This window comes from Janthinobacterium sp. JF4, assembly GCF_059617925.1.
Window position 1 is genome coordinate 14,978 of record NZ_JCAQAV010000023.1, and the last position, 24,661, is coordinate 39,638.

Here is a 24,661-nt window from a genome sequence, read left to right on the forward strand (position 1 = left end):
GCACGTAAAGGCAAGACCATGAAATCGTCCCTGATCGCCGTCCTCCTCGCCGCCGGCTTTGCCGCCAGCGCGCAAGCCGCTCCTGCCACGCCGTCTGCCCCTGCCGACCTGGACCTGGGCATCACCTATTACAGCCGCGTCCTGACGCCGGAAGGCGTGACGCGCGAGAGCCGCTACGAAGAAAAGATGCTGCGCCGTCCCGGCCACGTGTGGGTCGAGCGCGTGCTGGCGCCGTCGACGGACGCGCATGCGGGCCACAAGCATGGCGACAACACCAAAGTGGCGCTGAAGGCCACGCAGCATGAGCACAAACACTTCAATCCCGTGCTGATCCCGCGCCACGTGGTGCTGGAAAAAAACATCGTGCGCGTGGAATACATCGATGCGCATGACAAGATCGTCGTCGCCATCCCCAAGGCCGAGTACGAAAACGTCAATTTCGACGGTTCCTGGGAAAACAGTTTTTATCTGCTGGACCCGAAGCTGGTGGCCGCCATGCCGCTGTCGAAACAGGCGTCAAACGTGACGGGCGCGCGCTGGCGCGAAGTGGAAAAGAATGGCGTGTTCCAGCGCATCCTGTGGAATGAGCAAAAGCAGATTCCGCTGATCATCGAAAGCGGCGACCGCGCGAATACCTTCTATCGCCGGGTCGACGTCAAGCTGCAGCCAACCGTCAGCAAGGCGCAGCCGTGGGCCAACCTGCAGAACTACGCGCAGCGCGAGTATTCCGACTACCTGGATTAAGCGCCAGGTAACAGCGGGACGTAAAAAAAGCCAGGGAGCGATCCCTGGCTTTTGTCTGCCTGTCTGCCTGGCGCCGGATTACTCCGCCGCTGCCGCTTTCTTCGCCGGCGCCTTCTTGACAGCCGGCTTTTTCACGGCCGTGGCTTTCTTGACCGGCGCCTTTTTGACGGCTGCCGCTTTCTTGACGGCCGTTTTCTTTACTGGCGCCGCGCCTTCTTCGCCTTCGACTTCGACGGCTGCCGCCTTGGTCTTCGCGCCCGGCTTGGCCTTGCGCTCTTCAAACTCGAAGCTCACCTTGCCATCCTTGCCGCGCACGAGGAAAGCCTTGAACGGACGACGCGTACGCTGTGAAACAAAGCCAGGCAGCAAGTCCGTCTTGCCATCGTTGAGCAGTTTTGCCATTTGTTCCGGCAAGATTTCCTGCTGCAAGATGATGCGGCCGCTGCGGAAATCGCATGTCTTCGGCTTGGCCATGCTGTGTTCGCACACATAGGCCAGGCCCATTTCGTACACGCCGGCGTTGCACTTGGGGCAAGGTCCCACGGGCGTCTGGCCCGTGAAATCGACGCCTTCGCCATCTTCGCTTTCGTCGTTCTGGCCGAAATCGAATTCCAGCTTGAAGTTCTTGATCTCTTCATCGCGCACGATGCGCAGGATGGCGGCGAACGGACGGCCCATCTTCGAGCGGAAGCCTTGCAGCGGGCCGATGGTGCGGTCCTTCAGCAATTGTTCCACTTCGGCGATTTCGAACTGGCGCGAACCGGGTGTCTTGCTCATCGAAAATTCGCACTTGGTGCAGGCGAAACGGCGGTAGTTTTCCTTCACCACGCCGCTGCAATTCGGGCAGGGCGTTTCCAGGGTGGCGTAGTCGCCGGGAATGGTGTCGTTGTCGTATTCCTTGGCGCGCTTGACGATGATTTGCGTCATCTGCGCGATTTCGCGCATGAATTCCTCGCGCGAAATCTTGCCTTTTTCCATCTGCGACAGCTTGTATTCCCACTCGCCCGTCAGCTCCGGCGCCGTCAATTCGTTGACGCCCAGGCCTTTCAACAAAGTCATCAGCTGCGATGCCTTCGCCGTCGGAATCAGTTCGCGGCCTTCCCGGATCAGGTAGCGTTCCGTCAGCAAGCCCTCGATGGTGGCCGCGCGCGTGGCTGGCGTGCCGAGGCCCTTGCCAGCCATCGCATCGCGCAGCTCGTCGTCGTCGATCAGCTTGCCGGCGCCTTCCATGGCCGACAGCAACGTCGCCTCCGTGAAGCGCGCAGGCGGCTTGGTGACCAGGCCGTTGGCGTTGACGCTTTCCGTCTGGACTTTCTCGCCCTTGGCCACTGGCACCAGGTTGCCGTTGCCATTGCTTTCCTTGTCGGCGTCCGTCGACGCTTCCTTGCCGTAGATGGCCAGCCAGCCCGGATTGGTCATGACCTTGCCTTCCGTCTTGAACTGATGGCCGGACACTTCCGTGTAGCGCGTGGTGACCTGGAATTCCGCAGGCGGGAAGAACACGGCCATGAAACGGCGCGTGACCAGGTCGTACAATTTTTGTTCCGGCTCGGACAAATTCTTGGGCGCGATCGTCGTCGGGATGATCGCGAAGTGATCCGAGATCTTGGTGTTGTCGAAGATGCGCTTGTTCGGCTTGACCCAGCCCTTGTCGATGATCTGCTTGGCGAACTGGTGGTAGTTGCTGTTTTCCTTGACCGTTTCCAGCGCCTGCAACACGGTCGGCATGTAGTCTTCCGGCAGGTGGCGCGAATCGGTACGCGGATACGTCAGCACCTTGTGCTTTTCGTATAGCGCCTGGGCCAGGCCCAGGGTATTCTTGGCCGAGAAGCCGAAACGCGAGTTCGCTTCGCGCTGCAGGCTGGTCAGATCGAACAGGCCCGGCGCCATCGAGGTGGTCGGCTTCGACTCTTCCGTGACGATGCCTTGACGGCCGCGGCAGGCGGTGGCGATCGAGTCGGCAGCCGTCTTGCTCCACAGGCGCTCGGCGCGTTTCTCGGGGTCGTTCTCGTCCTTCTTGAACTTCGTGTCGAGCCAGCGGCCTTCATAGATGCCGGCCGCGCAGACGAACTCGGCGCGCACTTCCCAGAAGTCGCGCGGCACGAATTTCTTGATCTTGTCTTCGCGTTCGACGACGATGGACAAAGTTGGCGTCTGCACGCGGCCCACGGTGGTCAGGTAAAAACCGCCTTCTTTCGAATTAAACGCCGTCATGGCGCGCGTGCCATTGATACCGATCAACCAATCGGCTTCCGAACGGCAGCGGGCCGCGTCCGCCAGCGGCAGCATTTCTTCGTCGCTGCGCAGGTGCGAGAAACCGTCGCGGATGGCGCCCGGCGTCATCGACTGCAGCCACAGGCGCTTGACCGGTTGCTTGGCTTTCGCGTTTTGCGCGATCAGGCGGAAAATCAGCTCGCCTTCGCGCCCCGCATCGCATGCGTTGATGAGGGTGGTGACGTCTTTGCGTTTGATCAGCTTGTTTAATACTTTGAGGCGCGCTTCCGTCTTGGCGATCGGGTTCAGCGCGAAATACGGTGGAATCATCGGCAAGTGCGCGAAACTCCATTTGCCGCGCTTCACGTCGAATTCTTCCGGTACGGCGATCTCCAGCAAGTGGCCGACCGCCGACGACAGGACGTATTCATCCGATTCAAAGTACTCATCGTGCTTGGTGAAGCCGCCAAGCGTCTTCGCGATATCGTTCGCGACAGAAGGCTTCTCGGCGATGATGAGGGTTTTTGTCATATTTTTTAGTCTCGAAAAATGCTCTAGGATAGTTTCAGCATGCGCATCATACAGTGCATTGCCAGGCGCCGACGCTTTTGTCTGCGCAAGGCCTTGTGACTTGTGGTCTTGTCAAGCGGCCAATGATAAGCGCCTATTGAAGAATTCGGCAAGTTATCTGCAAGCAAGAATGCGCAGGCGCAAACGCGATTGTCAAGCGTGCATGCCGATGCAGCACATAGTAAAGGGGATGGCGCGGCGATGGCGCCAGGGTCGGGCAGGCAGCGACAGTGGCCGCCAGCGACGTCTATATGATTAGTGCAATAGGCGCGGGGGGAGGTCTTCGTCGTCGACAAACAGGTCGTCGAACATCAGGGCATCCGGTTCCTTGCCCTGGCTCCACAGCAGCATCAGCACGATGACTTTCAGCTTGCCCAGCGAAACGGGCGCCTCGTCGAGCGCCAGCGCCCGTTCGATGACGATTTCGCGCTGCAGCGGCGAGAGCACCTTGGCGCTTTCCAGGAACTGGATGAAACCGATGGCGGCCGTGCCCAGCACATCACTTTCCTGCTGCACATAGAAGCGCGTGCCCGTGGAGCTGGCCGTCAGGGTTTGTTCGACGCCGGCCATGGCGTTCAAATCCGTCAGCCACACGAGCGCTTCGGAAATCTCCACGTCGTCGAAACCGACGGCCGACAGTTTGCGCGCCAGGACTGCCGGCTCGGGGCAGGCATCGGGGCGATAGTAAGTCTCGTAGAGGTACACCAGGATATCGAACATGGCTCTACTCTAGCAGCTAAGTTCGCTAAGACACAAGGGTGTGCACCGACAAAGCGCCCCCGTGCGGCAAGGCCGCCACACAAGTGACAAGCTGTCATTTACAGCGTTGAAACAGTCCTCCCGGCAAGCGCTCCACCCGGCCTGCCAGCTCCAGCGCCAGCAATTGCCCCATCAGCGCGCCCATGGCCAGGCCGCTGCGCGCGGCCAGGGTATCGGCATCGACGGGATCGTGGCCCAGCGCCGCCAGCAGCGGCGTCTCGTCTTCCACCACTGGCGCAACCTCGGGGATACCGCCCAGCCACTGCAGCTCCTGCAGCACGTCATCGGCCGACTCGACCAGCTTGGCGCCCTGCTTGATCAATGCATGGCAGCCCTTGGCCAGGGTGGCATGGATGGAACCGGGCAAGGCATACACGTCGCGCCCCTGCTCGCCGGCCAGGCGCGCCGTGATCAATGAACCCGATTGCGCGGCCGCCTCGATCACCAGCACGCCGCGCGCCAGGCCGCTGATCAGACGATTGCGGCGCGGAAAGTTACCTGGCATGGCGGGCAAGCCCAGCGCATACTCGCTGACGATGCAGCCCTGTTCAGCAATTCTTTGCGCCAGATCAAGGTTACGTCGCGGATACACCAGATCGGCGCCCGTGCCGATGACGGCGATGGTGGCGCCCGCGCCGCGCAAGCCACCCTCGTGCGCGTGCGTGTCGATGCCCAGCGCCAGCCCGGAAATGATGGTCAGGCCCGCCGCGCTGAGGGCCTGCGCAAAGGCGGCCGCATTCTGCATGCCTTGCGCGCTGGCATTGCGGCTGCCGATGATGGCCACGCCAGGACGCGACAGCAGTTCCGCCCGCCCCCTTACATATAGCAAGAGCGGCGGATCGGCGATTTCCAGCAGCAGGGGCGGATACGCGGCATCGGCCAAGGTCAGCACGGCGTTGCCGGGGCGTTGCAGCCACTGCAGGGTGAGTGCCAGCTGGCTGTTGGCCACCGGCTTGGGCGGCTGCGCGATGGCGCGCGCCACGCTGGCCGGCACCACTTCGCGCAGGGCCTCGAATGATGCGGCGAAGATGGCCGGCGGCAAGCCGAAGCGGGCCAGCAAGGCACGCGCCGCCACCGGCCCCACGCCGGACAGATGCTGCAGGCGCAGCCAGCCCGCCAGTTCCGTGGCCGTGTCTGTCATCGTTGCTGGTGCATGCATGGCAACCTCGCTGTGTACTGTGCCACCCCATGCTAGCGCCATGGCGCGCGCGCGATACCGATGCGCGCAACAATGCGTGCAATGGCCATGCAAAACGGCCCGCCGTCCACAGGGGCATGGGCGTCTGTGATAAAATTTCCCTTTGCAGCAAACGAATAGCGCACGGGCAAACGCATCTGCCGTGCCGTTGTGCCATACGCGCTCAAGGCGTACCCAACACAAATAGCCCTGCCATCGTTCGCATGGCCCAGGCATGAATAATCCGGCGCACCGGCGCCCACCTTAACCAGTCGAATCCGTATGTCCATATTAAATATCCTGCGTTACCCCGATCCGCGCCTGCACACGATCGCCAAGCCCGTCACCGAATTTGACGCGCGCCTGCAAACCCTGATCGACGACATGGCTGAAACCATGTACGACGCCCCAGGCGTCGGCCTGGCTGCGTCGCAAGTAGACGAGCATATCCAGATGATGGTGATCGACACCACCGAAGAAAAAAACCAGCTGCAGGTATTCGTCAATCCGGAAATCACCTGGGCCAGCGAAGAAAAGCAGATCTACGACGAAGGCTGTTTGTCCGTGCCTGGCGTCTACGATGGCGTCGAGCGCCCGGCCCGCATCAAGGTGCGCGCCCAGGACCGCCATGGCAAGCCGTTCGAGCTGGAAGCCGATGGCTTGCTGGCCGTCTGCATCCAGCATGAGATGGATCACTTGCTGGGCAAGGTATTCGTCGAATATCTGTCGCCGCTCAAGCGCAACCGCATCAAGACCAAGATGATCAAGGAAATCCGTGGTCTTGAGCGCGAAGCGAGCCTGCGCGCACAGAACCGCCGTTTCTAAGCCGCTTTTGCGATACTGCTGATAGACTAAGCAACAACAGTAGCCGTTCCACCATGCCAGCCTGGCGCCTCCGGCGCGGGCCTGCGCACCTCACGTCAAGGAACCATATGAAAGTGATCTTCGCAGGCACGCCTGAATTTGCCGCCACGGCCCTGAAAGACTTGCACGAAGCGGGATTCGAGATTCCGCTGGTGCTGACCCAGCCCGACCGCCCTGCCGGACGCGGCATGCAATTGCACGCCTCGGCCGTCAAGCAGTATGCGCAGCAGCACGGCATCGAGGTGCTGCAGCCGCTGTCCCTGCGCATGGACAGCAAGGACCCGCAGCGCGCCGCCGAGGCAAAAGCGGCCCACGAGCGCCTGCTGGCCCTTGACTACGACGTGATGGTGGTGGCGGCCTACGGCTTGATCTTGCCGCGCAGCACGCTCGACATCAAACCCTGCATCAATATCCACGGTTCATTGCTGCCGCGCTGGCGCGGCGCCGCCCCCATCCACCGCGCCATCGAGGCGGGCGACGATGAAACGGGCGTGACCATCATGCAGATGGAAGAAGGCCTCGATACGGGTCCCATGCTGGCCATCGAGCGCACGCCCATCGAAGCGGGCGATTCCACCGCCACCCTGCACGACAAGCTGGCCACCCTGGGCGGCAAGATGATCGTCGAGACCCTGCGCAAGATGCAGCAGCAGCCGCTCGAAGCCGTGCCGCAGCCGGAAGCGGGCGTGACCTACGCGGCAAAGATCGCCAAGGAAGAAGCGGCGCTCGATTTCAGCTTGCCGGCGCTGGAACTGGGCCTGAAAATCCGCGCCTTCAATCCGTTTCCCGGCGCCTGCGGCCAGGTCGATGGCGTCACCATCAAGATCTGGTCCGCCGAGGTAATTGAAGCGGACAGCAAGGAAGCGCCGGGCCAGGTACTGGCGGCCGACGCCCAGCACGGCATCGTCGTGGCCTGCGGCAATGGTTCCCTGCGCCTGACGGAACTGCAAAAACCGGGCGGCAAGCGCCTGCCTGCGGCCGAGTTCATCAAGGGCTTCCCCCTCGAAGGCAAACGCTTCGTCTAAGCAGGCAATCGATACCGGCGGCACGCTCCCATGGACCAGCTGACCGCCTTGCGCGCCCTGCGCCGCGTCGTGGAACTGGGCAGTTTCACGGCCGCCGGCGCCGCGCTGGGCATCTCCCACTCCATCGTGTCGCGCCAGATCCGCCAGCTGGAAAGCCAGCTGGGCGCCCAGTTGCTGAACCGCACCACGCGCCGCTTCGCCTTGACGGCCGCCGGGCAGGAATACTATATGGCCAGCCGCGACATTCTCGACGCCCTTGACGCGGCCGACCGCGCCGTCGCCATGCACCAGGCGCAACCGTCCGGCAGCCTGCGCATCAATGCGCCGATGGCCTTCGGCACCCTGGAACTGGCCGCCTGGCTGCCCGATTTTACCCGCCAATACCCGCACATCCACATCGACCTCGTCTGCAATGACCGCATCGTCGACCTGATCGACGATGGCTTCGACGTGGCGCTGCGCCTGGCGCGCGGCTTGCCCGATTCCACCCTGGTGGCGCGCCAGCTGGCCAGCAGCCGCACGGTGGCCGTCGCCTCGCCCGCCTACCTGGCCCGCCATGGCCATCCGGCCACGCCGCAAGAGCTGGCGCAGCACAATTGCCTGATATACACCTCCGGCGACAAGCCGGCGCAGTGGTCGTTCACGGATCGTGACGGCGCCGCGCACCAAGTGGCCGTGCGTGGCAGCCTGCAAGCCAATACCAGCGTCGCCCTGCGCGCAGCCGCCGTGGGCGGCATGGGGATTGCCGGCGCGGCCGCCTTCATCGTGCGCGACGCGCTGCACAGCGGCCAGCTGGTCGAGATATTGCCCGGCTACACCTTGCACCCACGCACCTTGTACGCGCTGTATCCGCACAGCCGCCAGCTGTCGCCAAAGGTCAGGGTCTTCGTCGATTTTGCCGTGCAACACTATCAGGATCGCCGCTGGGATTGATCACGGCTGCTGCAGCGCCTTGCGCACGGCGCGGAACTGCTGCGTCAAGCCGCCATAGCCCCAGGCCGCCTGGCGCGCGTCGTGCACGTGGATGTAGCTGACGTCATGCAGGGCGCCGAGACACTCCTGCATGGCGGCGAACACTGCGGCGATATACGCGGCCTTTTCCGCCGCCGTATTCGTTTCATCGCTGATCAGGATATCGAGGAAAAAACTGCTCTTGCCCTGGGCTTGCAGCGAGGGGCCGCCGACAAACCAGTGCGCCGCGTCGACATGGCTGATCGCCACCGACGTCAATTCGGGCGCCTTGTGCAGCAGCCGCGCCGTCAGGCCGCTCAGGGTGGCGGCGATGGCGGCCGACTGGCGCGCATCGGGCGCGGTGGACAAACGCAGGTTCAGGATGGGCATGGGATGCTCCGCAAGTGGATGAAGACCCATTCTAGGCAGGCGTGCCGGGAAATGGCAGCCTCCGCCAGGCACAGGATCTGTGCAATTTATGCACCAATGCCTGCGCGCATAAAAAAAGGGCTTGCCGCGGCAAGCCCTTTTTGCATCCCCCGCTGGCTTAGCGGCGCTGGACGTTCATCAGGCGCGCGCGGACGGACGACGACAGGCTGACCTCGAAGCGGCCACCGGCCGGCAAGGCGCTCACGTCGACGCTGGCATTGCCACCCGTCAAGCCGCTGGCGACCACCGTCTTGCGGCCATCGGCGGCCACGTGCAGCACGGCCGCATACGGCTCCGCATGCGCATCCCAGACCAGCGCCAGCTGGCCGCCGTTTTGCTTGACCTCAAAGCTGCCATCGTTGGCGGCCTTGCCGCGGCGAAGCGGGCGGTCCAGGGTGGCCAATGCCCTACCTTTTGACAATACTTTCACGTCGCTGATATCGCCCGGATTGGCGAAGCTGACGCGGAAGTGGCTCATGGCGCTGCCGCCATGGTCGGCCACGGTCACGGCATCGAAGGGCAAGTCAATAGTCGCTCCGGACGCCGTCAGGACCCGCAAGGTGTAAGCCTGGCCGCTGCCGCTGGCCGCTGCGCCAACGCGCGTGGACGAGGCTACGGCTGGGCGCAAGGCCACGCCGCTTGGCGTGATGCGGCCGGAAATGGTCAGATAGCCATTCTCCGCCACGGACATGCTGGCGGCCAGCACATTGCTGCCCGTGCTCTGCGTGCTGCGTTTTTCCAGGAATTGCTGCACCCGCGCATAGCTATAGTCGGAAAACCAGGCGCCGCTGCAATAGCTCATCACGTCCTTCATCGGCGTGCTGCCGTAGACAGGCTTGCTCAGCTGGCCAATGTTGCCCGCATAATCGCTGTTATACAGCGGTTGCGGGCCCAGATTGCCATTCGCATACGGGTAGTCGGCAGCGGTGCCGGACGGGCCGCCGCAGGCAACGTGCTGCAGCGAGTGGTTGTGGCCCAGCTCATGCACGAGCGTAGTCAGCCATTCCGGCCATTGATTGCCGAATGGATCGACCGATGCGGTGCTGTTGAACCTGGCATCGAGGCCGATGGCCGACGTGAAGTCGCTGCCGCTGCTGCGCTGGTTGATGTAGGCCAGGCCGGCGGCGCGGGTGGAAGACATTCTCGGCACGAAACCATAATAATAGGCGCCGCTGTCTTCCAGCGCGCGCTTGCTTTCCAGCTTGCCCAGGGTATCGCTCCACCAGCTGTCGGCCGTGCTGCTGCCTGGCATGCTCAGCGCAGCGCGCGTGGTGATGCTGATATTTTCCGTCGCATACGGATACACGCGCAGCAGCGCGGCACGGATCGTCTCGGCATCAGGCAGTTGTGCCACGCCATCGTCGGTGCTCAAGGGCACGAGCACCAACCGGATTCTGGCCAGGCTGGCCACTACGGGCGCCGCTTCCTGGCTCACCTGCACGCCATCATTGCCGACGGCCGTCACGCGCACGCGCACGCCGGGCAAGATCCAGCCGGAGGGCAGGACGGCACTGAAATTGCCATTGAAACTGTCATCGTTCTTCGTCGTCGGCAAGAGCGCCGGCCCTGTCATCGCGATGCTGCCCAGGTTGCTGCCATTGGCGGCGGTCGCATTCAAGGTGACCGCCGGGCTGGCCTGGCCCGCCTGCGTGGCCAGCACGGACACGCGCACGGCGGCCGGCTTGCCGCGCGTCAGGCGCAATGCCGTATTGCTGGCGTTCAAATTCAGTACTTGCGCGAAATCAATGCTGCCCAGGGTAAAGGCCGACACCGTGCCCGCATTCACCGCGATGCGCGAAGCGGCCGACAGCATCACATTGCCCGTTGCCGCCGCTGGCGCGGACAGCAGCAGCCGGCTGGCACTGGCGCTGACGATGACGGCCGGCGTATTGCCCACCGAAGCCGAGCTGACCTGATCGAGATTGCTGCCCTGCACCGTTACCGACAAGGTCGCGCCGTTGACGGCCGAGGTGATCGACGTCACCGCCACGCTGGCCAAGACCGTGTACGCGTCGCTGCTGACCACATCGTTGTAGGGACCGCGCACCGTCAGCACGCCTGTCGCCGCACCCGCAGGCACCACTACGGTCACGCTGCTGGCCGTCTGGCTTTGCGGCGTTGCCGCCGCGCCATTGCCAAACTGCACCGCCGTCACGGCACCCATGCCGCCGCCCGTGATCGTCACGCTGGAACCGACACCGCCCGTCGCCGGGGCAACGCTGCCCACGCTCAATGGCAGATACACATTGACGTTATAGCTGGTGGCCGCCGTGCCACTGGCGCTGACCAGGCTCAAGGCGCCCGTGACGGGTACGCCAGGCATGGCCAGGGTCACGCTGGTGTCGCTGGCGGCACTGGTGGCAACGGTCACGCCGGCCACCTGGAAGGCCGTCACGCGGCTCAGATTGGTGCCCGTCACCACCAGGCTGCCACCCACGGCGACATTCGCCGCCGAGACGGCCGTCACGGCAGGAGTCAGGACAGGCGTACCCGAAGTGGTCGCCACCACCGTGTCGCCACCGCCGCCACCGCCGCCGCCGCAGGCGGACAGGCCCAGCATGACAAACAATGCTGCAAGCAGATGGTTTTTCATGGCTGGCCACCATGTTGATGCAGCGCGATGCCGGGGAGGACACAAGATAAATGTGACATATTGGTGACTTTTGGTGAGAATTTGATTTCCAGGAATCAATATTATCGGCTAATTCAATTCCCAATAACAACTATTAATGCTTTTGATTCAATTGGTTTTGATAATAGTTAAAATATCTGCTTGGCAAACTTTATTCTGAGCACTATTCCTCTCACTCTGTACTGACTTAAATCAAAATTATTTTCCTTTGCGGCTATTGCCATTCGATTCATGAAAAAGAATCGGAACGGATTCAAATAATGTGGAAATTTTTCCACAGCCCAGACGCCAATACTTTCCTGCCAACTTAGACGAAAGAATTAACATTTTTAATAAGATTTTCAGGAATGTCATTTTCAGCAGCAGGCGTGGCGGAAGGCGATGTGTTGCAAGAAGGCCTGCCGTGGGGCGAACGGCTGCTTTTGCTTAAAGCCGAAGCAGCCTGATGCCGTATAATTTTAGACCCGGTGAAATCAGGCGATTGCCACCTTCTGCCTGCCCTACCCGGCCGGCACTCTCCGTCAGCTGATCCTGCTGGCCCGCAACCGCCTCGTACCAGTCCTGTCGCCGCGCCGCCGCCCGTTTGCCTATTGAAAGCATGAAATGAACGATACCGTGATCCCCGCCATGTCCCCGACCGAAGCCACCTTGCGCGCCATTCTGGCGCAGCGGATCATGATCCTCGACGGCGCCATGGGCACGATCATCCAGCAATACAAGCTCGACGAAGAAGCCTACCGTGGCGGTCCCGCCGGCCGCTTCATCGATTTCGCCGCGCCAGCCGACAGTGGCGCGCGCGAACTGTTCGTCAAGGGCAATAACGAGCTGCTGACCCTGACGCAGCCGCACATCATCCAGGAAATCCACGAGCGCTACCTGGCAGCCGGCGCCGACCTGATCGAAACGAATACCTTCGGCGCCACGACCATCGCGCAAGACGACTACCACATGGCCCACCTGGCCTATGAAATGAACGTGCAGGCAGCCAGACTGGCGCGCGCCGCCTGCGACAAGTATTCCACCCCGGACAAGCCACGTTTCGTCGCCGGCGCCCTGGGACCGACGCCGAAGACGGCATCGATCTCGCCCGACGTCAACGACCCGGCCGCGCGCAACGTCAGTTTCGACCAACTGGTGGCCGCCTACCTGCAACAGACGCAGGGCCTGGTGGAAGGCGGCGCCGACGTGCTGCTGGTGGAAACCATCTTCGACACCTTGAACTGCAAGGCGGCCCTGTTCGCCATTGACTTGTTCTACGAGCAAAATCCTGGCGTCGTGCGCCTGCCTTTGATGATTTCCGGCACCGTCACGGACGCCTCGGGACGCATTTTGTCCGGCCAGACCGTGCCCGCCTTCTGGAATTCCGTGCGCCACGCAAAACCGCTGACCATCGGCCTGAACTGCGCGCTGGGCGCCGCCCTGATGCGTCCATACGCGGAAGAGCTGGCCAAGATCGCCGACACCTTCGTGTGCATCTACCCGAACGCGGGCTTGCCCAACCCCATGAGCGACACGGGTTTCGACGAGTTGCCAGCCGACACGTCCGCCCTGCTGCGCGAATTTGCCGACGCGGGCTTCTTGAACATGGCCGGCGGCTGCTGCGGCACCACGCCCGAGCACATCGCCGCCATCGGCGAATTGCTGTCGAAAAACACGCCGCGCACCGTGCCGGCCCCATCGCACGACTTGCGCCTGGCCGGCCTGGAGCCGTTCGTCGTCAATGACGATTCTCTGTTCGTCAACGTGGGCGAGCGCACCAACGTCACAGGCTCGAAAGCGTTTGCGCGCATGATTCTCAACGAGCAATACGACGAGGCCCTGTCCGTGGCGCGCCAGCAAGTGGAAAACGGCGCGCAAGTGATCGACATCAACATGGACGAGGCCATGCTCGATTCGCTGGCCGCCATGACGCGCTTTTTGAACCTGATCGCCTCGGAACCCGATATTTCGCGCGTGCCCATCATGGTCGACTCGTCGAAATGGTCGGTCATCGAAGCGGGCCTGAAGTGCGTGCAGGGCAAGGCCATCGTCAATTCCATCTCGATGAAGGAAGGCGAGGAAGAATTCCTGCGCCAGGCGAAACTGTGCCGCCGCTACGGCGCCGCCGTCATCGTCATGGCCTTCGATGAAAAGGGGCAAGCCGACACCTTCGAGCGCAAGATCGAAATTTGCGCGCGCGCATATCACTTGTTGATCGATGCGCTGGACTTCCCGCCGGAAGACATCATTTTCGATCCGAACATCTTTGCCGTCGCCACCGGCATCGAAGAGCATAACAACTACGCCGTCGACTTCATCAACGCCACGCGCTGGATCAAGGAAAACCTGCCGTACGCGAAGATCTCGGGCGGCGTGTCGAACGTGTCATTCAGTTTCCGCGGCAACGATCCCGCCCGCGAAGCCATCCACACGGTCTTCCTGTACCACGCCATCAAGGCCGGCATGACCATGGGCATCGTCAACGCCGGCATGGTGGGCGTGTACGACAACCTGGACCCGGAGTTGCGCGAGCGCGTGGAAGACGTGGTGCTGAACCGCCGCGAAGACTCGACCGAGCGCATGATCGAATTTGCCGGTACCCTGAAGGCGGGCGGCAAGGCCGAAGCGCAAACCCTGGCCTGGCGCGAAGGCACCGTGCAGGCACGCCTGTCGCACGCGCTGGTGCACGGCATCACGCAATTCATCGTGGAAGACACGGAAGAAGCGCGCCAGGAACTGCTGCACAATGGCGGACGCCCCATCCACGTGATCGAGGGCCCGCTGATGGCCGGCATGGACGTGGTCGGCGACCTGTTTGGCCAAGGCAAAATGTTCTTGCCGCAAGTGGTGAAATCGGCGCGCGTCATGAAGCAGGCCGTGGCCCATTTGATCCCGTTTATCGAGGAAGAAAAGCTGCTGGAAGAAAAGCGCACGGGCATCGTCGCCAAGCCGAAAGGCAAGATCATCATGGCGACCGTGAAAGGCGACGTGCATGACATCGGCAAGAATATCGTCACCGTCGTTCTGCAGTGCAACAACTTCGAAGTGGTCAACATGGGCGTGATGGTGCCGTGCTCGGAAATCCTCGCCCGCGCCAAGGTGGAAAACGCGGACATCATCGGCTTGTCCGGCCTGATCACGCCATCGCTGGAAGAAATGGCGTATGTCGCCAAGGAAATGCAGCGCGACGAACATTTCCGCATGCTCAAGATTCCCCTGCTGATCGGCGGCGCCACCACCAGTCGCGCCCACACAGCCGTAAAAATCGCCCACAACTACGAAGGCCCCGTGATCTACGTGCCGGATGCCTCGCGTTCCGTCTCCGTGGCGCAATCGCTGCTGACGCCGGAACAGCGCGACAAATACGTGGAAGACATCGAACTCGACTACGCGCGCATCCGCGAGCAGCACGCCAACAAGAAGGCGCTGCCCATCCTGCCGCTGGCGCAAGCCCGCGCCAACAAGATGATCGTGCCCTTCGACGGCCCCTGCACGCCCGTGAAACCGAAGTTCATCGGCCGCCGCGTGTTTAAAAATGTCGACCTGGCCACGCTGGCCAACTATATCGACTGGGGCCCGTTCTTCCAGACCTGGGACCTGGCCGGCCCCTTCCCCGCCATCTTGACGGATGACGTGGTGGGCGACGCGGCCACCAAGGTGTACGCGGAAGGCCAGGCCTTGCTGAAAAAACTCATCGACGGGCGCTGGCTGACGGCCAATGGCGTCGTGTCCCTGCTGCCGGCCAACAGCATCAATGACGACGATATCGAGGTGTACACGGACGATACACGCAGTACCGTGGCGTTCACGTACTACGGCATGCGCCAGCAGGGCGTCAAGCCGGTGGTCGACGGCGTGCAGCGTCCGAACCAGTGCCTGGCCGACTTCATTGCACCGAAGGCTTCGGGCGTCAAGGATTACATCGGCATGTTCGCCGTGACGTCCGGCCTGGGCATCGAAAAGTACGAAAAACGCTTCGAGGATGCGCACGACGATTACTCGTCCATCATGCTCAAATCGCTGGCGGACCGGCTGGCCGAGGCGTTTGCCGAATACCTGCACGAACGCGTGCGCAAGGATTTGTGGGGCTATGTGCCGGACGAGCATTTGAGCAATGACGACATGATCGGCGAAAAGTATGTCGGCATCCGCCCCGCGCCCGGCTACCCGGCTTGCCCCGAGCACACGGTCAAGAAAGAGATGTTCGAGGTCATGCAGGCCGGGGAAATCGGCATGCTGCTGACGGAATCGTATGCCATGTTCCCCGGCGCAGCCGTTTCCGGCTTCTATTTTGCCCATCCGGAGTCGAAATACTTCGTCGTCGGCAAGATCGGCATGGATCAGGCAGAAGACATGGCCAGGCGCCGTGGCGCCAATATCGAGGACGTGGAACGCTGGCTGGCACCGAATCTGTCATAATATATGTACAAGGCGCGCGGAACTTATCGCGCGCCGAAGCGCACTAACGCAGTATGCCGGTCGGCATGCTGCATGCCCGCTCCGGCCCGTTCCCCAACTGGCAAGGAGGATATATGGCAACCAATTTCAAACTGAAACGCTGGCAGGATCAAGTGATCCTGTTGCTGGGCCTGTGGCTGGTCGTCTCGCCCTGGGCCTTTTCCTATCCCGAGGGTTCACCGCAGATGATCAACGCCTTTGTCTCGGGCCTGGTGATCGCCGTGCTGGCCGCTTTCGACCTGTACAAGACCTATTTCTGGGCCGTCGTCGTCAACCTGCTGGTGGGCGTCTGGGTGGCTGCCTCGCCATGGGTACTGCGGCTGGCCGAGCAGCCCGTCGTCATGTGGAACGAGCTGCTCGTCGGTATCGCCGTCGTCGTGCTGGCCCTGTGGGAATTGCGCACCGACCCCGAGCTGCACAAGCACTGGCCGGGCGCCGCAGCGTAGCGGCGTAAAAAAGCCCTGCCACGGCATCGCCGTGCAGGGCTTTTTTTTTGGGCGGGTCGCGTAGGTCGGATTAGCGCTTGCGCGTAATCCGACAACACCACAACCATGCCAACAATATTGTCGGATTACGGCCCTGCGGGCCTAATCCGACCTACAGCGCATATCTGACAACGTTGTCGCTCCATTCGTAGGCGGCCATTTCCAGCTCCACCAGGTCGTCCGGCGACATGGCCAGGTCGCGCAAGGTCGGTACGATCTCGCCTTCCATGTCTTCGATGCGCTCGATGCATTCGGCCAGGCGCAGCAGGTCGCCGTAGAAACCCTCGCGCGACAGCAGCGCTTCGGCCACTTCATCGATCACTTCGATCTGGCTGAGGATTTCCGACATCGGCACGCCGAACAGGGTATCCATCAGCGACATGATGCCGACCGTAAAGGCGATATCGGCCGAATGGGCGTGGTTCGGGCGCAGTTTATGCGCCAGCAATTCCAGCAAACGGCCGCGCGTGGTGGCCAGCATCAGCAGCGGCGTCATGCTATGGCCGCGCTTGCTTGGTTCCGCATACAGCATGATTTGCAGCCAGCGCTGCAATTGGCGGCGGCCCAGCACGGTCACGGCCTGGCTCAGCGAATCGATGCGCTGGCGTGCGCCCACGGCGGGCGTATTGACCAGGCGCAACAGGTTCAGGGCCAGCGACACGTCGCGCTTGATGGCGCGCTCGATATCCATGTTGTCGGCGTCCGACGTCACCAGTGTCATCAGTTCCATGACGGCCAGTTGCGACGGCGACAGCTTCTTGCCCGTCATGATGGCGGGCTTGGCAAAGTAATAGCCCTGGAAGAAATCGAAGCCCAGATCCAGGCCCGACTTGAATTCTTCGCGCGTCTCGACCTTCTCCGCCACCAGTTTCTTGTTTTGCTGCTTGAAACGGGGCGCCAAGGTTGCCAGCACTTTCGGGTCGACCTTGCTCATGTCCATCTTGACGTACTGCACCAGCGGCAACAATTCCTGCACTTGCGCCGTATCGGAGACGACGTTTTCCAGCGCGAAGGTGAAGCCATGGCCCACCAGTTCGCTGACGCGCGCGCGCACTTCCGGCGTGACGGGCATCGATTCGACGATTTCCAGCACGACTTTTTCACGCGGCAGGAAAACGAAGATGTCGCTCATGATCACGTCGGCATCGACGTTGACGAAACCGAGCGCGTCGCCGATGACCTTTTCCATCCCCAGCTGGGAAGCGTGGGCGATGACGGACGCCGTGGCGGACAGGTCGCTGGTAATGTTGGCGGGACCGACCGGAGCGTTGCGGAAAAGCAACTCATAGCCAAACAGGGCTTGATTGCGGTCAAGGATAGGTTGTCGCCCCAGATAGAACTCGCGCACGCGCAAGGGTTTCGGGGTGATGTCGTTGCTGGAAATATCGATCATTAATTCTTCATCAATCACGTCGAGTGACGCCGGCCGCGCCGCGCCCGCATCAAGGTTCACTATTGACAATACTTTAGCTGAATTCCGCCCGCGCTGTGGATATTTTGGCAGCAATCGAGCGTATTGTCGTCAACAAATTAGGCCACTGGCGTGTCTTGCACCATCCCGTCGACAAATAATTTCAATTCGCCCGGCGCAAACGCCGTCCATTGCTCATTCGTCGTCAGCGGTTGGGTAACGATCACGGCCACGCGGTCCTGGGGTGTCGTCACCTGGGAAAAGTCCACGCTCAGGTCTTCATCGGAGAGTTTAGCAGTTGGAAACGGATGTTGTCGCACCAGATAGTGCAAGCTGGTCGAACAATGGGCAAACAGCGCCTCGCCGCTCGACAGCATCATGTTGAAGGTACCGTGGGCCGCGATGCCGGGCAACCACTCCGCCAGGGCGGCATGCAGTTGCGGCAACGCCGGCGGGGCATCGCCAAAGCGCGCGTGCAATTGCTGCAGCAGATAGCAGAACGCCAGCTCGCTGTCCGTGCAACCGACGGGGCGGTAACTGCCCGTCAGCACGGGGTGGAAATCCTTCAAATCGCCATTGTGGGCAAAGACCCAGTAGCGGCCCCACAGTTCGCGCACGAAGGGGTGGCAGTTTTCCAGCGCCACCTGGCCTTGCGTGGCCTTGCGGATATGCGCGATGACATTGCGCGACTTGATGGGATAGCGTTTGATCAGTTCGGCCACGGGCGAGGCGATGGCCGCCTGGTGGTCGACGAAATGGCGCACGCCGGCGCCCTCGAAAAAGGCGATGCCCCAGCCGTCATGGTGGGTATCGGTATGGCCGCCGCGCATGGCGAAGCCGGTAAAACTAAAGACAATGTCCGTGGGGACATTGCAATTCATTCCGAGAAGTTGGCACATGGTCTGTTTGCAGCAAGGTAACACAGCCACCATACCACGCCGCCTGGCGGATTGGTATGGTGGCGAGCACCATCAGACAGCCACTGTCAGTGCAACAGGACGGGCTGGCTCATGAGGGAATCGTAGCTGCCCAAAAATTCATCGATCTCTTCCATGCTGGGTTCACTGGCGATCAATTCCGTGACGTCGCGGCGGAAGTTTTGCGCAAGAATGCCGGCGATAAACGTTTCCCGCTTGCCGCCCTTGTCGACGATTTCATAGCCGCCAAAGCGCAAGGCTTCCAGGTCGACGTCGGCGCCGAATTCCACGACACTATATTGTTCGCTGTTATAGATCAGGTTCATTTTGCATCCTTCGCTCAAGCAGGAGAAGCTCCTGCGGTGTCAGAACAGAGGTGGGGTTCACACGGCGCCATTTCAAGCGGCCATGCCACCCTGCGGGCTACAGAGTTGTAACGAGATGCAAACTGCGCTTGCGGTGAGTCGATCAAACAATCGTCAGGAAACCACGATGTCGGCTTGCAGCGCCAGCAGGGCATCGTAGGGACTGGCGGTGAGCCAGGTGCGCAATTGTTCGATGTGCGAGGCGTCGGCCAGGCTGATGAACAAGCGCGCGGGTGGATGGCGCAGCAGACGATTCAATGTTACACGCAATACGAGATTGCCGCTGCAGCACAGGCAACCGGGCGCGATGCGCAACAGTTGCAAGGGAAATGATGGAGAAGGGGAAACTTGTTCGGCCAGGTCGGCCAGGATGGCGCTGCTGTCAGCGAGGCCCTCGAGGATCACGGCGGCCGGCTGGCCAGGCGACAAGGCTTGCGCGATGGCCGCCTCACGCCCGGCGGCGCGTCCACCGCTGACCAGGGTCAGCGGCGTCGGACGCCGCACGGTTGCCGTCACAGGTTTTTCTTGGCCAGCTTGCCCGGTTCGACGCCCAGCTGTTTCAGCTTGCGGTACAAATGGGTACGCTCGAGGCCCGTTTTTTCCGCCACGCGGGTCATGCTGCCACCTTCGCGCCCCAGGTGGTGTTCGAAATACATGCGTTCAAACGCATCGCGCGCCTCGCGCAGCGGCAAGTCGAACGACAGGTTGTAGCCATGCCCTTCGGCCACCGCCGGTAGCGCGATGCCCGGGCGTACCATCAACTGTTGCGGCGCGCTGCCGCCAAAGCTGGGCACGGGATGCGTGCTTTCCTCGACCACCACGGGTGCCACGGGACGCGGCGCCACGCTCGGCGCACGCACGGTTTCCTGTGCCCGCGTCAAGCCTTGCTGGACTGCCTTCAGCAGTTTTTGCAGGGCAATCGGTTTCTCCAGGAAGTTCATGGCGCCGATGCGCGTCGCCTCGACCGCCGTATCGATGGTGGCGTGGCCCGACATCATGATCACCGGCATGGTCAGCAAGCCGTCGCGCTGCCATTCCTTGAGCAAGGTGACGCCATCGGTGTCGGGCATCCAGATATCCAGCAGTACCAGATCCGGCGCACCGGCGGCACGCGCTTCACGCGCCTGCTGCGCATTTTCGGCCAGCTGGATAGCATGTCCTTCGTCGCCCAAAATTTCCGAGAGCAACTCACGGATACCCATTTCATCATCCACTACGAGTATGTTTGCCATTCGTGTCTTGCCTTCCTCATTTCGCCGGCCGTCGCGCACAAGATGCACACGGCGGACAACTATGATTTTATTAGTGTTTTAAATACTAAACCAGACCCTCACGCCAGGAATTCCTGGGCAGGAGTGTCGGGAGCTAACTTTAACAGCAAAATGACCACCGAAGCGCCATTGCCGTCGACCCGGTTCTCGATATCGATGCGTCCGCCGTGTTCATCGATAATTTTCTTGACCATCGCCAGGCCCAAGCCCGTGCCGCGCGCCTTCGAGGTCACATACGGCTCGAAGGCCCGCGCCAGGATTTTTGGCGCAAAACCAGGACCATTGTCGCTGATGGCCAGCCGCACGGCGATATTCACGCCGCCGTCCGCACTGCGATAATGAATTGCTTCCGTCCTTACGTCAATCCGCGGATGCGGCGAGTCCGGCGGCAGGTCGGCCATGGCGTCCTGCGCGTTCTGCAGCAGGTTATGGATCACCTGGCGCAACTGGGTCGGATCGCCCATCACCATCGGCAGATTCGGCGCCAGCAGCGGGTGGATGATGTCGCCATCGTCGCCGCGCAGGTACAGGTTCAATATCTCTTCGATCAGCTCGTTCAAGCGCAGCGGCGTGAGCACGGCCGGCGGCGTGCGCGCATAGTCGCGGAAGTCGTCGACCATGCGCTTCATCGCATCGACCTGCTTGACGATGGTGGTGGTGGCGCGGCTGAGCAGGTCGGCGTCCGGCTGCTCCAGCTTGCCTTCGAGCTTCATCTGCAGGCGCTCGGCCGACAGCTGGATCGGTGTCAGCGGATTCTTGATTTCATGCGCCAGGCGGCGCGCCACCTCGCCCCAGGCGATCGAGCGCTGCGCGGAAATCACGTCGGAAATATCATCGAAGACGACGATGTAGCCGCTGCCGGACTCCAGCGGCAGGCGCGAGCCGCGCGCCAGCAAGGTGATGTCATGCTCGTCGGCACTGCTGCCCAGGCGGCGCGGAATCTCGATCTGGCGCTGCCAGTGCAGGCGCTGCTGGTTGCGGCCCGATGCCGATTGCGCGCTTTGCGCCGTGAAGGCGCTGATGATGGCGCCGCCAAATTCTTCCATTCCAGCAATATGCGCCAGCGGCTGGCCCACCATGCTCATGCCCGAATGCTGCAAGATGCGCTCGACCGACTCATTGCAGGTCACCAGTTTAAAGTCGCCGTCGAGCACCATCACGCCGGCCGACATGTTCGCCAGCACCGATTCCAGGTGGGCCTTGGCGTTTTGCAAGGCGGCGCGGTTGCTTTCCACGGCCGTGCGCGCATCGAGCAACTGGCGCGTCATGATGTTGAACGACTGCGTCAGGGTGCCCAGTTCATCCTTGGTGGCGACGATGGGGCGCGGCGACAGGTCGCCCTCGGCCACCGCGCGCGTGCCTTCGGCCAGCAGCAGCAGGGGCTGGGCCAGGTTGCCCGCAATCAGGAAAGCACTGCCGATGGCGCCGAAAATGGCCAGCAGCAAGGTCAAGGTGAGGATTTCCATGTACATCTTGCGCAAGCCCACGCGCGCGACGAAACGTTCCTTGTATTCGCTGTAGGCGGCGCGCAGCACTTCGCCATTCGTCGCCAGCTTGGGCGGCACCGATTGCAGCAATTGCAGGTAGCGGGGCGAGACGGACGGCCCCGGCACGGCCACCAGCACGCGCAGGCGCAGGCTGGCCGCCGTTTCCAGCGATGCTGGCAAGCCCGAGCGGAAACCGCCGCCGCCCGACTCCGTGCCATCGTCGTGCAACTCCAGCCCGCCTTCGGCGGAGGCATAGCCGGCCGGCAAGGCCGCCTGCACCAGCATGGCAGCCGTCGGCAAGTCGGCCGCGCTGTGCGGCCCGGCGCTGGCCAGCAGCACGCCATCGCCGCTGACGATCATGACATTTTGCATGCCCTCTTCGCGTAGCAGGCTGGTCAGCACGGCCGGGCTGGCCACCGGATCGGCGCCCAGTTCTTCGACGGCCTTGTGACCCCGGTGGTCGAGCTCGACCAGGGCCGCATCGAGTCCGGCACGGCCCAGCTCAATCCCCGATTCCAGCGCCGCTTCAATCTTGACGTTGAACCAGGATTCGATGGAGTGGGAGACGAATTGCACAGAGACAAGGAAAATCACCAGGCCCGGCAGGATGCCGACGGCGGCGAACAGCATCACCAGGCGCGTCATCAGCTTGGAGCCGAACTTGCCGCTCTTGTAACGCGCGTACAGGCGGGCCAGGGAAATGCCCACCAGCGCCAGCAGGGACACGGCGACGGCCGCGTTCAGGCCCAGCAGCCAGGTGTAGTAACGGTCGAAGAAGCCGGAATTGTCGGAAGCCGACGCCAGCAGGAACAGCAGGATACTGACAATGCCGCCGCCCACCACCAGCAGATAGCGCAATGCTTGACTCACTACTCCGCCGTATACAAGAAGGTTTTTTTATTCGAAGCCAGGCGCCAGTCGCTGTTATTGAAGGCATTGACCTGTATCGGCTTGGGCAGGTAGTCGCGGTCCATGCCCATGCGCAAGGTGACGTTATACGTCTGCCCCACTTTCAGCTCGCCGCGCCGCGCCACCAGCCAGCGGCTGGGACGGCGGATCAGGAACAGCGCGTCATCGAGCGTGGGGAAGCTTTGCTGCAAGCCGCCACCCGACACATGATACTGGCGCGTGAGCACGTTATACGACAGCTTGCTGGTCTGGCGCGCGACGATGGCTTTTTCATCGAACCAGTACCAGCGGGGCCGGGTCAATTCGATTTCAGTCGTGAAATACAACGGCACGCCATGCTGTACCGCATCATCGAGGTCGTGATTGAGCTCAAAGGAATACGTGGCAGCCAGCTTATAGCCCTCTTCGCTCGACTCGATGTAGGCACGGGTGATCTCGACCATGTCGGCGGCATGCGCGCGTGGCATGGTACATGCCAGCATCAGCAGCAGGGCCAGGAGTCGGAAGAGTCGTGTTGTCACAAGTGTGCCGGTGTAGTCCGTAGGAAAAGGTTCGACGAATCGCTCAAGCCGCATTTTTTTGGAATAGCGCATAGAACAAACCGTCGTGGTCCTGCTCCGCGCTGCCAGTCGGCAACAGCTGGCCAGGCGCTGTCAATCGGGTCGCATTATTGCGCACCGCAAATGCCGCCGCCTGTGCCTCGGACTCTTGCGGCCACAATGAACATGTCACGAACAGCAATTTACCATCGGGGCGCAGCATCTGCCACAGGTTGTCCAGAATTTTGGATGAAAGTGTTGCAAGTTGGAACGCGTCACCCTTGCGGCGCAACCAGCGGATATCGGGATGGCGGCGCACGATGCCCGAGGCCGTGCACGGCACATCGGCCAGGATGCGGTCGTACTGCTGGCCGTCCCACCACGCGCTCGATTGCGCATCCTGCGCTTTCAGGGTAGCGTCCAGGCCCAGGCGCTCAAGGTTTTCCGCGATGCGCGGCAGGCGCTTGGCATCCGCATCGATGGCCGTCACTTGCACGTCGGCCAGTTCCAGGATGTGGCACGTCTTGCCGCCCGGCGCCGCGCAAGCGTCGAGCACGCGCATGCCGTCCTGCAAGTCCAGCAGCGGTGCGGCCAATTGCGCGCCGGCATCTTGCACGGAAACGACACCCTGCTCGAAGCCGGGGATCAGCGCCACGCCGATCGGCTTGTCCAGGCGCACGGCAAACGGTCCCACCTGGCGCGCGGCAATGCCCGCCTCCTCCAGCACGGCCAGATACGCTTCCACCGTGCTCTTGCGGCGATTCACGCGCAAGGTCAGCGGTGGCACGGCATTGCCGGCCGTCAAAATGGCCTGCCAGTCGCGCGGATACGCCAGGCGCAGCGAGTCGATCCACCACTGCGGATAATTCCATTGCGCCAACGGTTGCTGCAGGGCCGCTTCCAGCAAGGACTTGCGCTCGCGCAAGAAGCGGCGCAAGACGGCGTTGACCATGCCCTTGGCATGCGCCAGGTCAGGGTGCGAGGTGGCGACCGTGACGGCCTGGTCGACAACGGTAAACTCTTCGTACGGCTGTTCGCCCGGCTCGGCCGACATCAGCGACAGCGCGCAGCACAGCAGGGCGGCCAGCATCGGCGGCTCGGGCGCCTTCGACGTCATCAGGCCGACCAGGGTTTCGCTGCGGCCCAGCTGGCGCATGGTGCGGTAGGAAATATCCTGGATGGCGCCGCGCGCCTGCGGGCTGGCGTTCGATTGCGTAAACACCTTGGCCAGCGCCTGCGGCAAGGCCGTGCCCGTGCGCACTTGCGCCACGGCATTAGCCGCGCCCAGCAGGCAAAACGCCAGCGAATCGGCGCGCAAATCGGGCTGGAAGCCTGGCTGCAAGACCGGTTTCAGGTCGGGATGATAGCTGGGACGCAATTTCGGTGCGGCAGGAGCCTGGCCTGGCGCCGGCTTGGTTTTCAATTTCAGCGTGGGGCGCTTGTTCATAGTTATCCGGTGTGGCTGCGCGCGGCGG

General features: G+C 62.2%; 19 protein-coding genes. 6 read left to right on the forward strand and 13 right to left on the reverse strand.

Annotated features, from left to right (window positions below; translation table 11 throughout):
• Positions 1-18: 18 nt before the first annotated feature.
• The gene (locus tag AC54AF_RS17155) at positions 19-744 is read left to right on the forward strand and encodes a hypothetical protein (RefSeq protein ID WP_496637517.1); all 726 of its coding nucleotides are present in this window, start codon (positions 19-21) and stop codon (positions 742-744) included.
• A gap of 78 nt (positions 745-822) precedes the next feature.
• Here the strand turns inward: AC54AF_RS17155 and AC54AF_RS17160 are convergent, their stop codons facing one another.
• The 3 genes from AC54AF_RS17160 to dprA all read right to left on the reverse strand — a co-directional run bounded on the left by AC54AF_RS17160 (position 823) and on the right by dprA (position 5,446).
• Positions 823-3,489, reverse strand: a complete 2,667-nt coding sequence (locus AC54AF_RS17160; RefSeq protein ID WP_496637518.1) for a DNA topoisomerase III — start codon at positions 3,487-3,489, stop codon at positions 823-825.
• A 294-nt stretch (positions 3,490-3,783) separates the two neighbouring features.
• The gene (locus tag AC54AF_RS17165; protein WP_034749287.1) at positions 3,784-4,248 is read right to left on the reverse strand and encodes a Smg family protein; all 465 of its coding nucleotides are present in this window, start codon (positions 4,246-4,248) and stop codon (positions 3,784-3,786) included.
• A 94-nt stretch (positions 4,249-4,342) separates the two neighbouring features.
• Complete coding sequence (gene dprA / locus AC54AF_RS17170) at positions 4,343-5,446, reverse strand: DNA-processing protein DprA (protein WP_496637519.1); 1,104 nt, start codon at positions 5,444-5,446, stop codon at positions 4,343-4,345.
• A gap of 300 nt (positions 5,447-5,746) precedes the next feature.
• On the opposite strand from dprA, the gene def reads away from it, so the two are divergent.
• The 3 genes from def to AC54AF_RS17185 all read left to right on the forward strand — a co-directional run bounded on the left by def (position 5,747) and on the right by AC54AF_RS17185 (position 8,286).
• Entirely contained in the window at positions 5,747-6,289 is a 543-nt protein-coding gene (gene def, locus AC54AF_RS17175; RefSeq protein ID WP_131688719.1) for a peptide deformylase, read from the forward strand.
• A gap of 107 nt (positions 6,290-6,396) precedes the next feature.
• A complete protein-coding gene (gene fmt, locus AC54AF_RS17180; RefSeq protein ID WP_496637520.1) occupies positions 6,397-7,353 on the forward strand; it encodes a methionyl-tRNA formyltransferase in 957 nt (318 codons plus the stop codon).
• A gap of 30 nt (positions 7,354-7,383) precedes the next feature.
• The gene (locus tag AC54AF_RS17185; RefSeq protein ID WP_496637521.1) at positions 7,384-8,286 is read left to right on the forward strand and encodes a LysR family transcriptional regulator; all 903 of its coding nucleotides are present in this window, start codon (positions 7,384-7,386) and stop codon (positions 8,284-8,286) included.
• Here the strand turns inward: AC54AF_RS17185 and AC54AF_RS17190 are convergent, their stop codons facing one another.
• Positions 8,287-8,694: a tautomerase family protein gene (locus AC54AF_RS17190; protein WP_131688716.1), complete on the reverse strand. Its 408-nt coding sequence runs from the start codon at positions 8,692-8,694 to the stop codon at positions 8,287-8,289. It lies immediately after the preceding gene.
• 157 nt (positions 8,695-8,851) lie between these two features.
• Complete coding sequence (locus tag AC54AF_RS17195; RefSeq protein WP_496637522.1) at positions 8,852-11,326, reverse strand: autotransporter outer membrane beta-barrel domain-containing protein; 2,475 nt, start codon at positions 11,324-11,326, stop codon at positions 8,852-8,854.
• Between the two features lie 642 nt (positions 11,327-11,968).
• Here AC54AF_RS17195 and metH point away from each other — a divergent pair.
• Both metH and AC54AF_RS17205 read left to right on the forward strand, forming a co-directional pair.
• Positions 11,969-15,763, forward strand: a complete 3,795-nt coding sequence (metH, locus tag AC54AF_RS17200) for a methionine synthase (protein WP_496637523.1) — start codon at positions 11,969-11,971, stop codon at positions 15,761-15,763.
• A 113-nt stretch (positions 15,764-15,876) separates the two neighbouring features.
• On the forward strand, positions 15,877-16,248 hold the full coding sequence (locus tag AC54AF_RS17205; protein ID WP_131688714.1) for an SPW repeat domain-containing protein: 372 nt from the start codon (positions 15,877-15,879) through the stop codon (positions 16,246-16,248).
• A 151-nt stretch (positions 16,249-16,399) separates the two neighbouring features.
• Here the strand turns inward: AC54AF_RS17205 and AC54AF_RS17210 are convergent, their stop codons facing one another.
• From AC54AF_RS17210 to rsmB, 8 genes are all read right to left on the reverse strand, one after another.
• The gene (locus tag AC54AF_RS17210; RefSeq protein ID WP_131688713.1) at positions 16,400-17,680 is read right to left on the reverse strand and encodes an EAL domain-containing protein; all 1,281 of its coding nucleotides are present in this window, start codon (positions 17,678-17,680) and stop codon (positions 16,400-16,402) included.
• Between the two features lie 137 nt (positions 17,681-17,817).
• Positions 17,818-18,597 (reverse strand): class II glutamine amidotransferase, encoded by a 780-nt coding sequence (locus AC54AF_RS17215; protein ID WP_131688712.1) that lies wholly within the window; start codon positions 18,595-18,597, stop codon positions 17,818-17,820.
• Between the two features lie 86 nt (positions 18,598-18,683).
• Entirely contained in the window at positions 18,684-18,941 is a 258-nt protein-coding gene (locus AC54AF_RS17220) for a BTH_I0359 family protein (RefSeq protein ID WP_071079509.1), read from the reverse strand.
• Positions 18,942-19,094: 153 nt separating this feature from the next.
• Positions 19,095-19,496 carry a GTPase gene (locus AC54AF_RS17225; protein ID WP_496637524.1) on the reverse strand — a complete coding sequence of 134 codons (402 nt, stop codon included), beginning with the start codon at positions 19,494-19,496 and terminating at the stop codon, positions 19,095-19,097.
• Positions 19,493-20,212, reverse strand: a complete 720-nt coding sequence (locus AC54AF_RS17230) for a response regulator (RefSeq protein WP_496637525.1) — start codon at positions 20,210-20,212, stop codon at positions 19,493-19,495. Before AC54AF_RS17230 ends, AC54AF_RS17225 begins: the two co-directional genes overlap by 4 nt.
• A 98-nt stretch (positions 20,213-20,310) precedes the next feature.
• Entirely contained in the window at positions 20,311-22,608 is a 2,298-nt protein-coding gene (locus AC54AF_RS17235) for a sensor histidine kinase (RefSeq protein WP_496637526.1), read from the reverse strand.
• On the reverse strand, positions 22,608-23,114 hold the full coding sequence (locus AC54AF_RS17240) for a DUF4390 domain-containing protein (protein ID WP_226938932.1): 507 nt from the start codon (positions 23,112-23,114) through the stop codon (positions 22,608-22,610). Before AC54AF_RS17240 ends, AC54AF_RS17235 begins: the two co-directional genes overlap by 1 nt.
• A 97-nt stretch (positions 23,115-23,211) precedes the next feature.
• Positions 23,212-24,633: a 16S rRNA (cytosine(967)-C(5))-methyltransferase RsmB gene (gene rsmB / locus AC54AF_RS17245; protein WP_496637527.1), complete on the reverse strand. Its 1,422-nt coding sequence runs from the start codon at positions 24,631-24,633 to the stop codon at positions 23,212-23,214.
• Positions 24,634-24,661: the final 28 nt, after the last annotated feature.

Excerpts from the sequence above, each read along its gene's own strand:
- AC54AF_RS17155 (WP_496637517.1), top strand. The coding sequence starts at position 19 with ATGAAATCGTCCCTGATCGCCGTCCTCCTCGCCGCCGGCTTTGCCGCC.
- AC54AF_RS17160 (WP_496637518.1), bottom strand. The coding sequence starts at position 3,489 with ATGACAAAAACCCTCATCATCGCCGAGAAGCCTTCTGTCGCGAACGAT.
- AC54AF_RS17165 (WP_034749287.1), bottom strand. The coding sequence starts at position 4,248 with ATGTTCGATATCCTGGTGTACCTCTACGAGACTTACTATCGCCCCGAT.
- dprA (WP_496637519.1), bottom strand. The coding sequence starts at position 5,446 with ATGCATGCACCAGCAACGATGACAGACACGGCCACGGAACTGGCGGGC.
- def (WP_131688719.1), top strand. The coding sequence starts at position 5,747 with ATGTCCATATTAAATATCCTGCGTTACCCCGATCCGCGCCTGCACACG.
- fmt (WP_496637520.1), top strand. The coding sequence starts at position 6,397 with ATGAAAGTGATCTTCGCAGGCACGCCTGAATTTGCCGCCACGGCCCTG.
- AC54AF_RS17185 (WP_496637521.1), top strand. The coding sequence starts at position 7,384 with ATGGACCAGCTGACCGCCTTGCGCGCCCTGCGCCGCGTCGTGGAACTG.
- AC54AF_RS17190 (WP_131688716.1), bottom strand. The coding sequence starts at position 8,694 with ATGCCCATCCTGAACCTGCGTTTGTCCACCGCGCCCGATGCGCGCCAG.
- AC54AF_RS17195 (WP_496637522.1), bottom strand. The coding sequence starts at position 11,326 with ATGAAAAACCATCTGCTTGCAGCATTGTTTGTCATGCTGGGCCTGTCC.
- metH (WP_496637523.1), top strand. The coding sequence starts at position 11,969 with ATGAACGATACCGTGATCCCCGCCATGTCCCCGACCGAAGCCACCTTG.
- AC54AF_RS17205 (WP_131688714.1), top strand. The coding sequence starts at position 15,877 with ATGGCAACCAATTTCAAACTGAAACGCTGGCAGGATCAAGTGATCCTG.
- AC54AF_RS17210 (WP_131688713.1), bottom strand. The coding sequence starts at position 17,680 with ATGATCGATATTTCCAGCAACGACATCACCCCGAAACCCTTGCGCGTG.
- AC54AF_RS17215 (WP_131688712.1), bottom strand. The coding sequence starts at position 18,597 with ATGTGCCAACTTCTCGGAATGAATTGCAATGTCCCCACGGACATTGTC.
- AC54AF_RS17220 (WP_071079509.1), bottom strand. The coding sequence starts at position 18,941 with ATGAACCTGATCTATAACAGCGAACAATATAGTGTCGTGGAATTCGGC.
- AC54AF_RS17230 (WP_496637525.1), bottom strand. The coding sequence starts at position 20,212 with ATGGCAAACATACTCGTAGTGGATGATGAAATGGGTATCCGTGAGTTG.
- AC54AF_RS17240 (WP_226938932.1), bottom strand. The coding sequence starts at position 23,114 with ATGCCACGCGCGCATGCCGCCGACATGGTCGAGATCACCCGTGCCTAC.
- rsmB (WP_496637527.1), bottom strand. The coding sequence starts at position 24,633 with ATGAACAAGCGCCCCACGCTGAAATTGAAAACCAAGCCGGCGCCAGGC.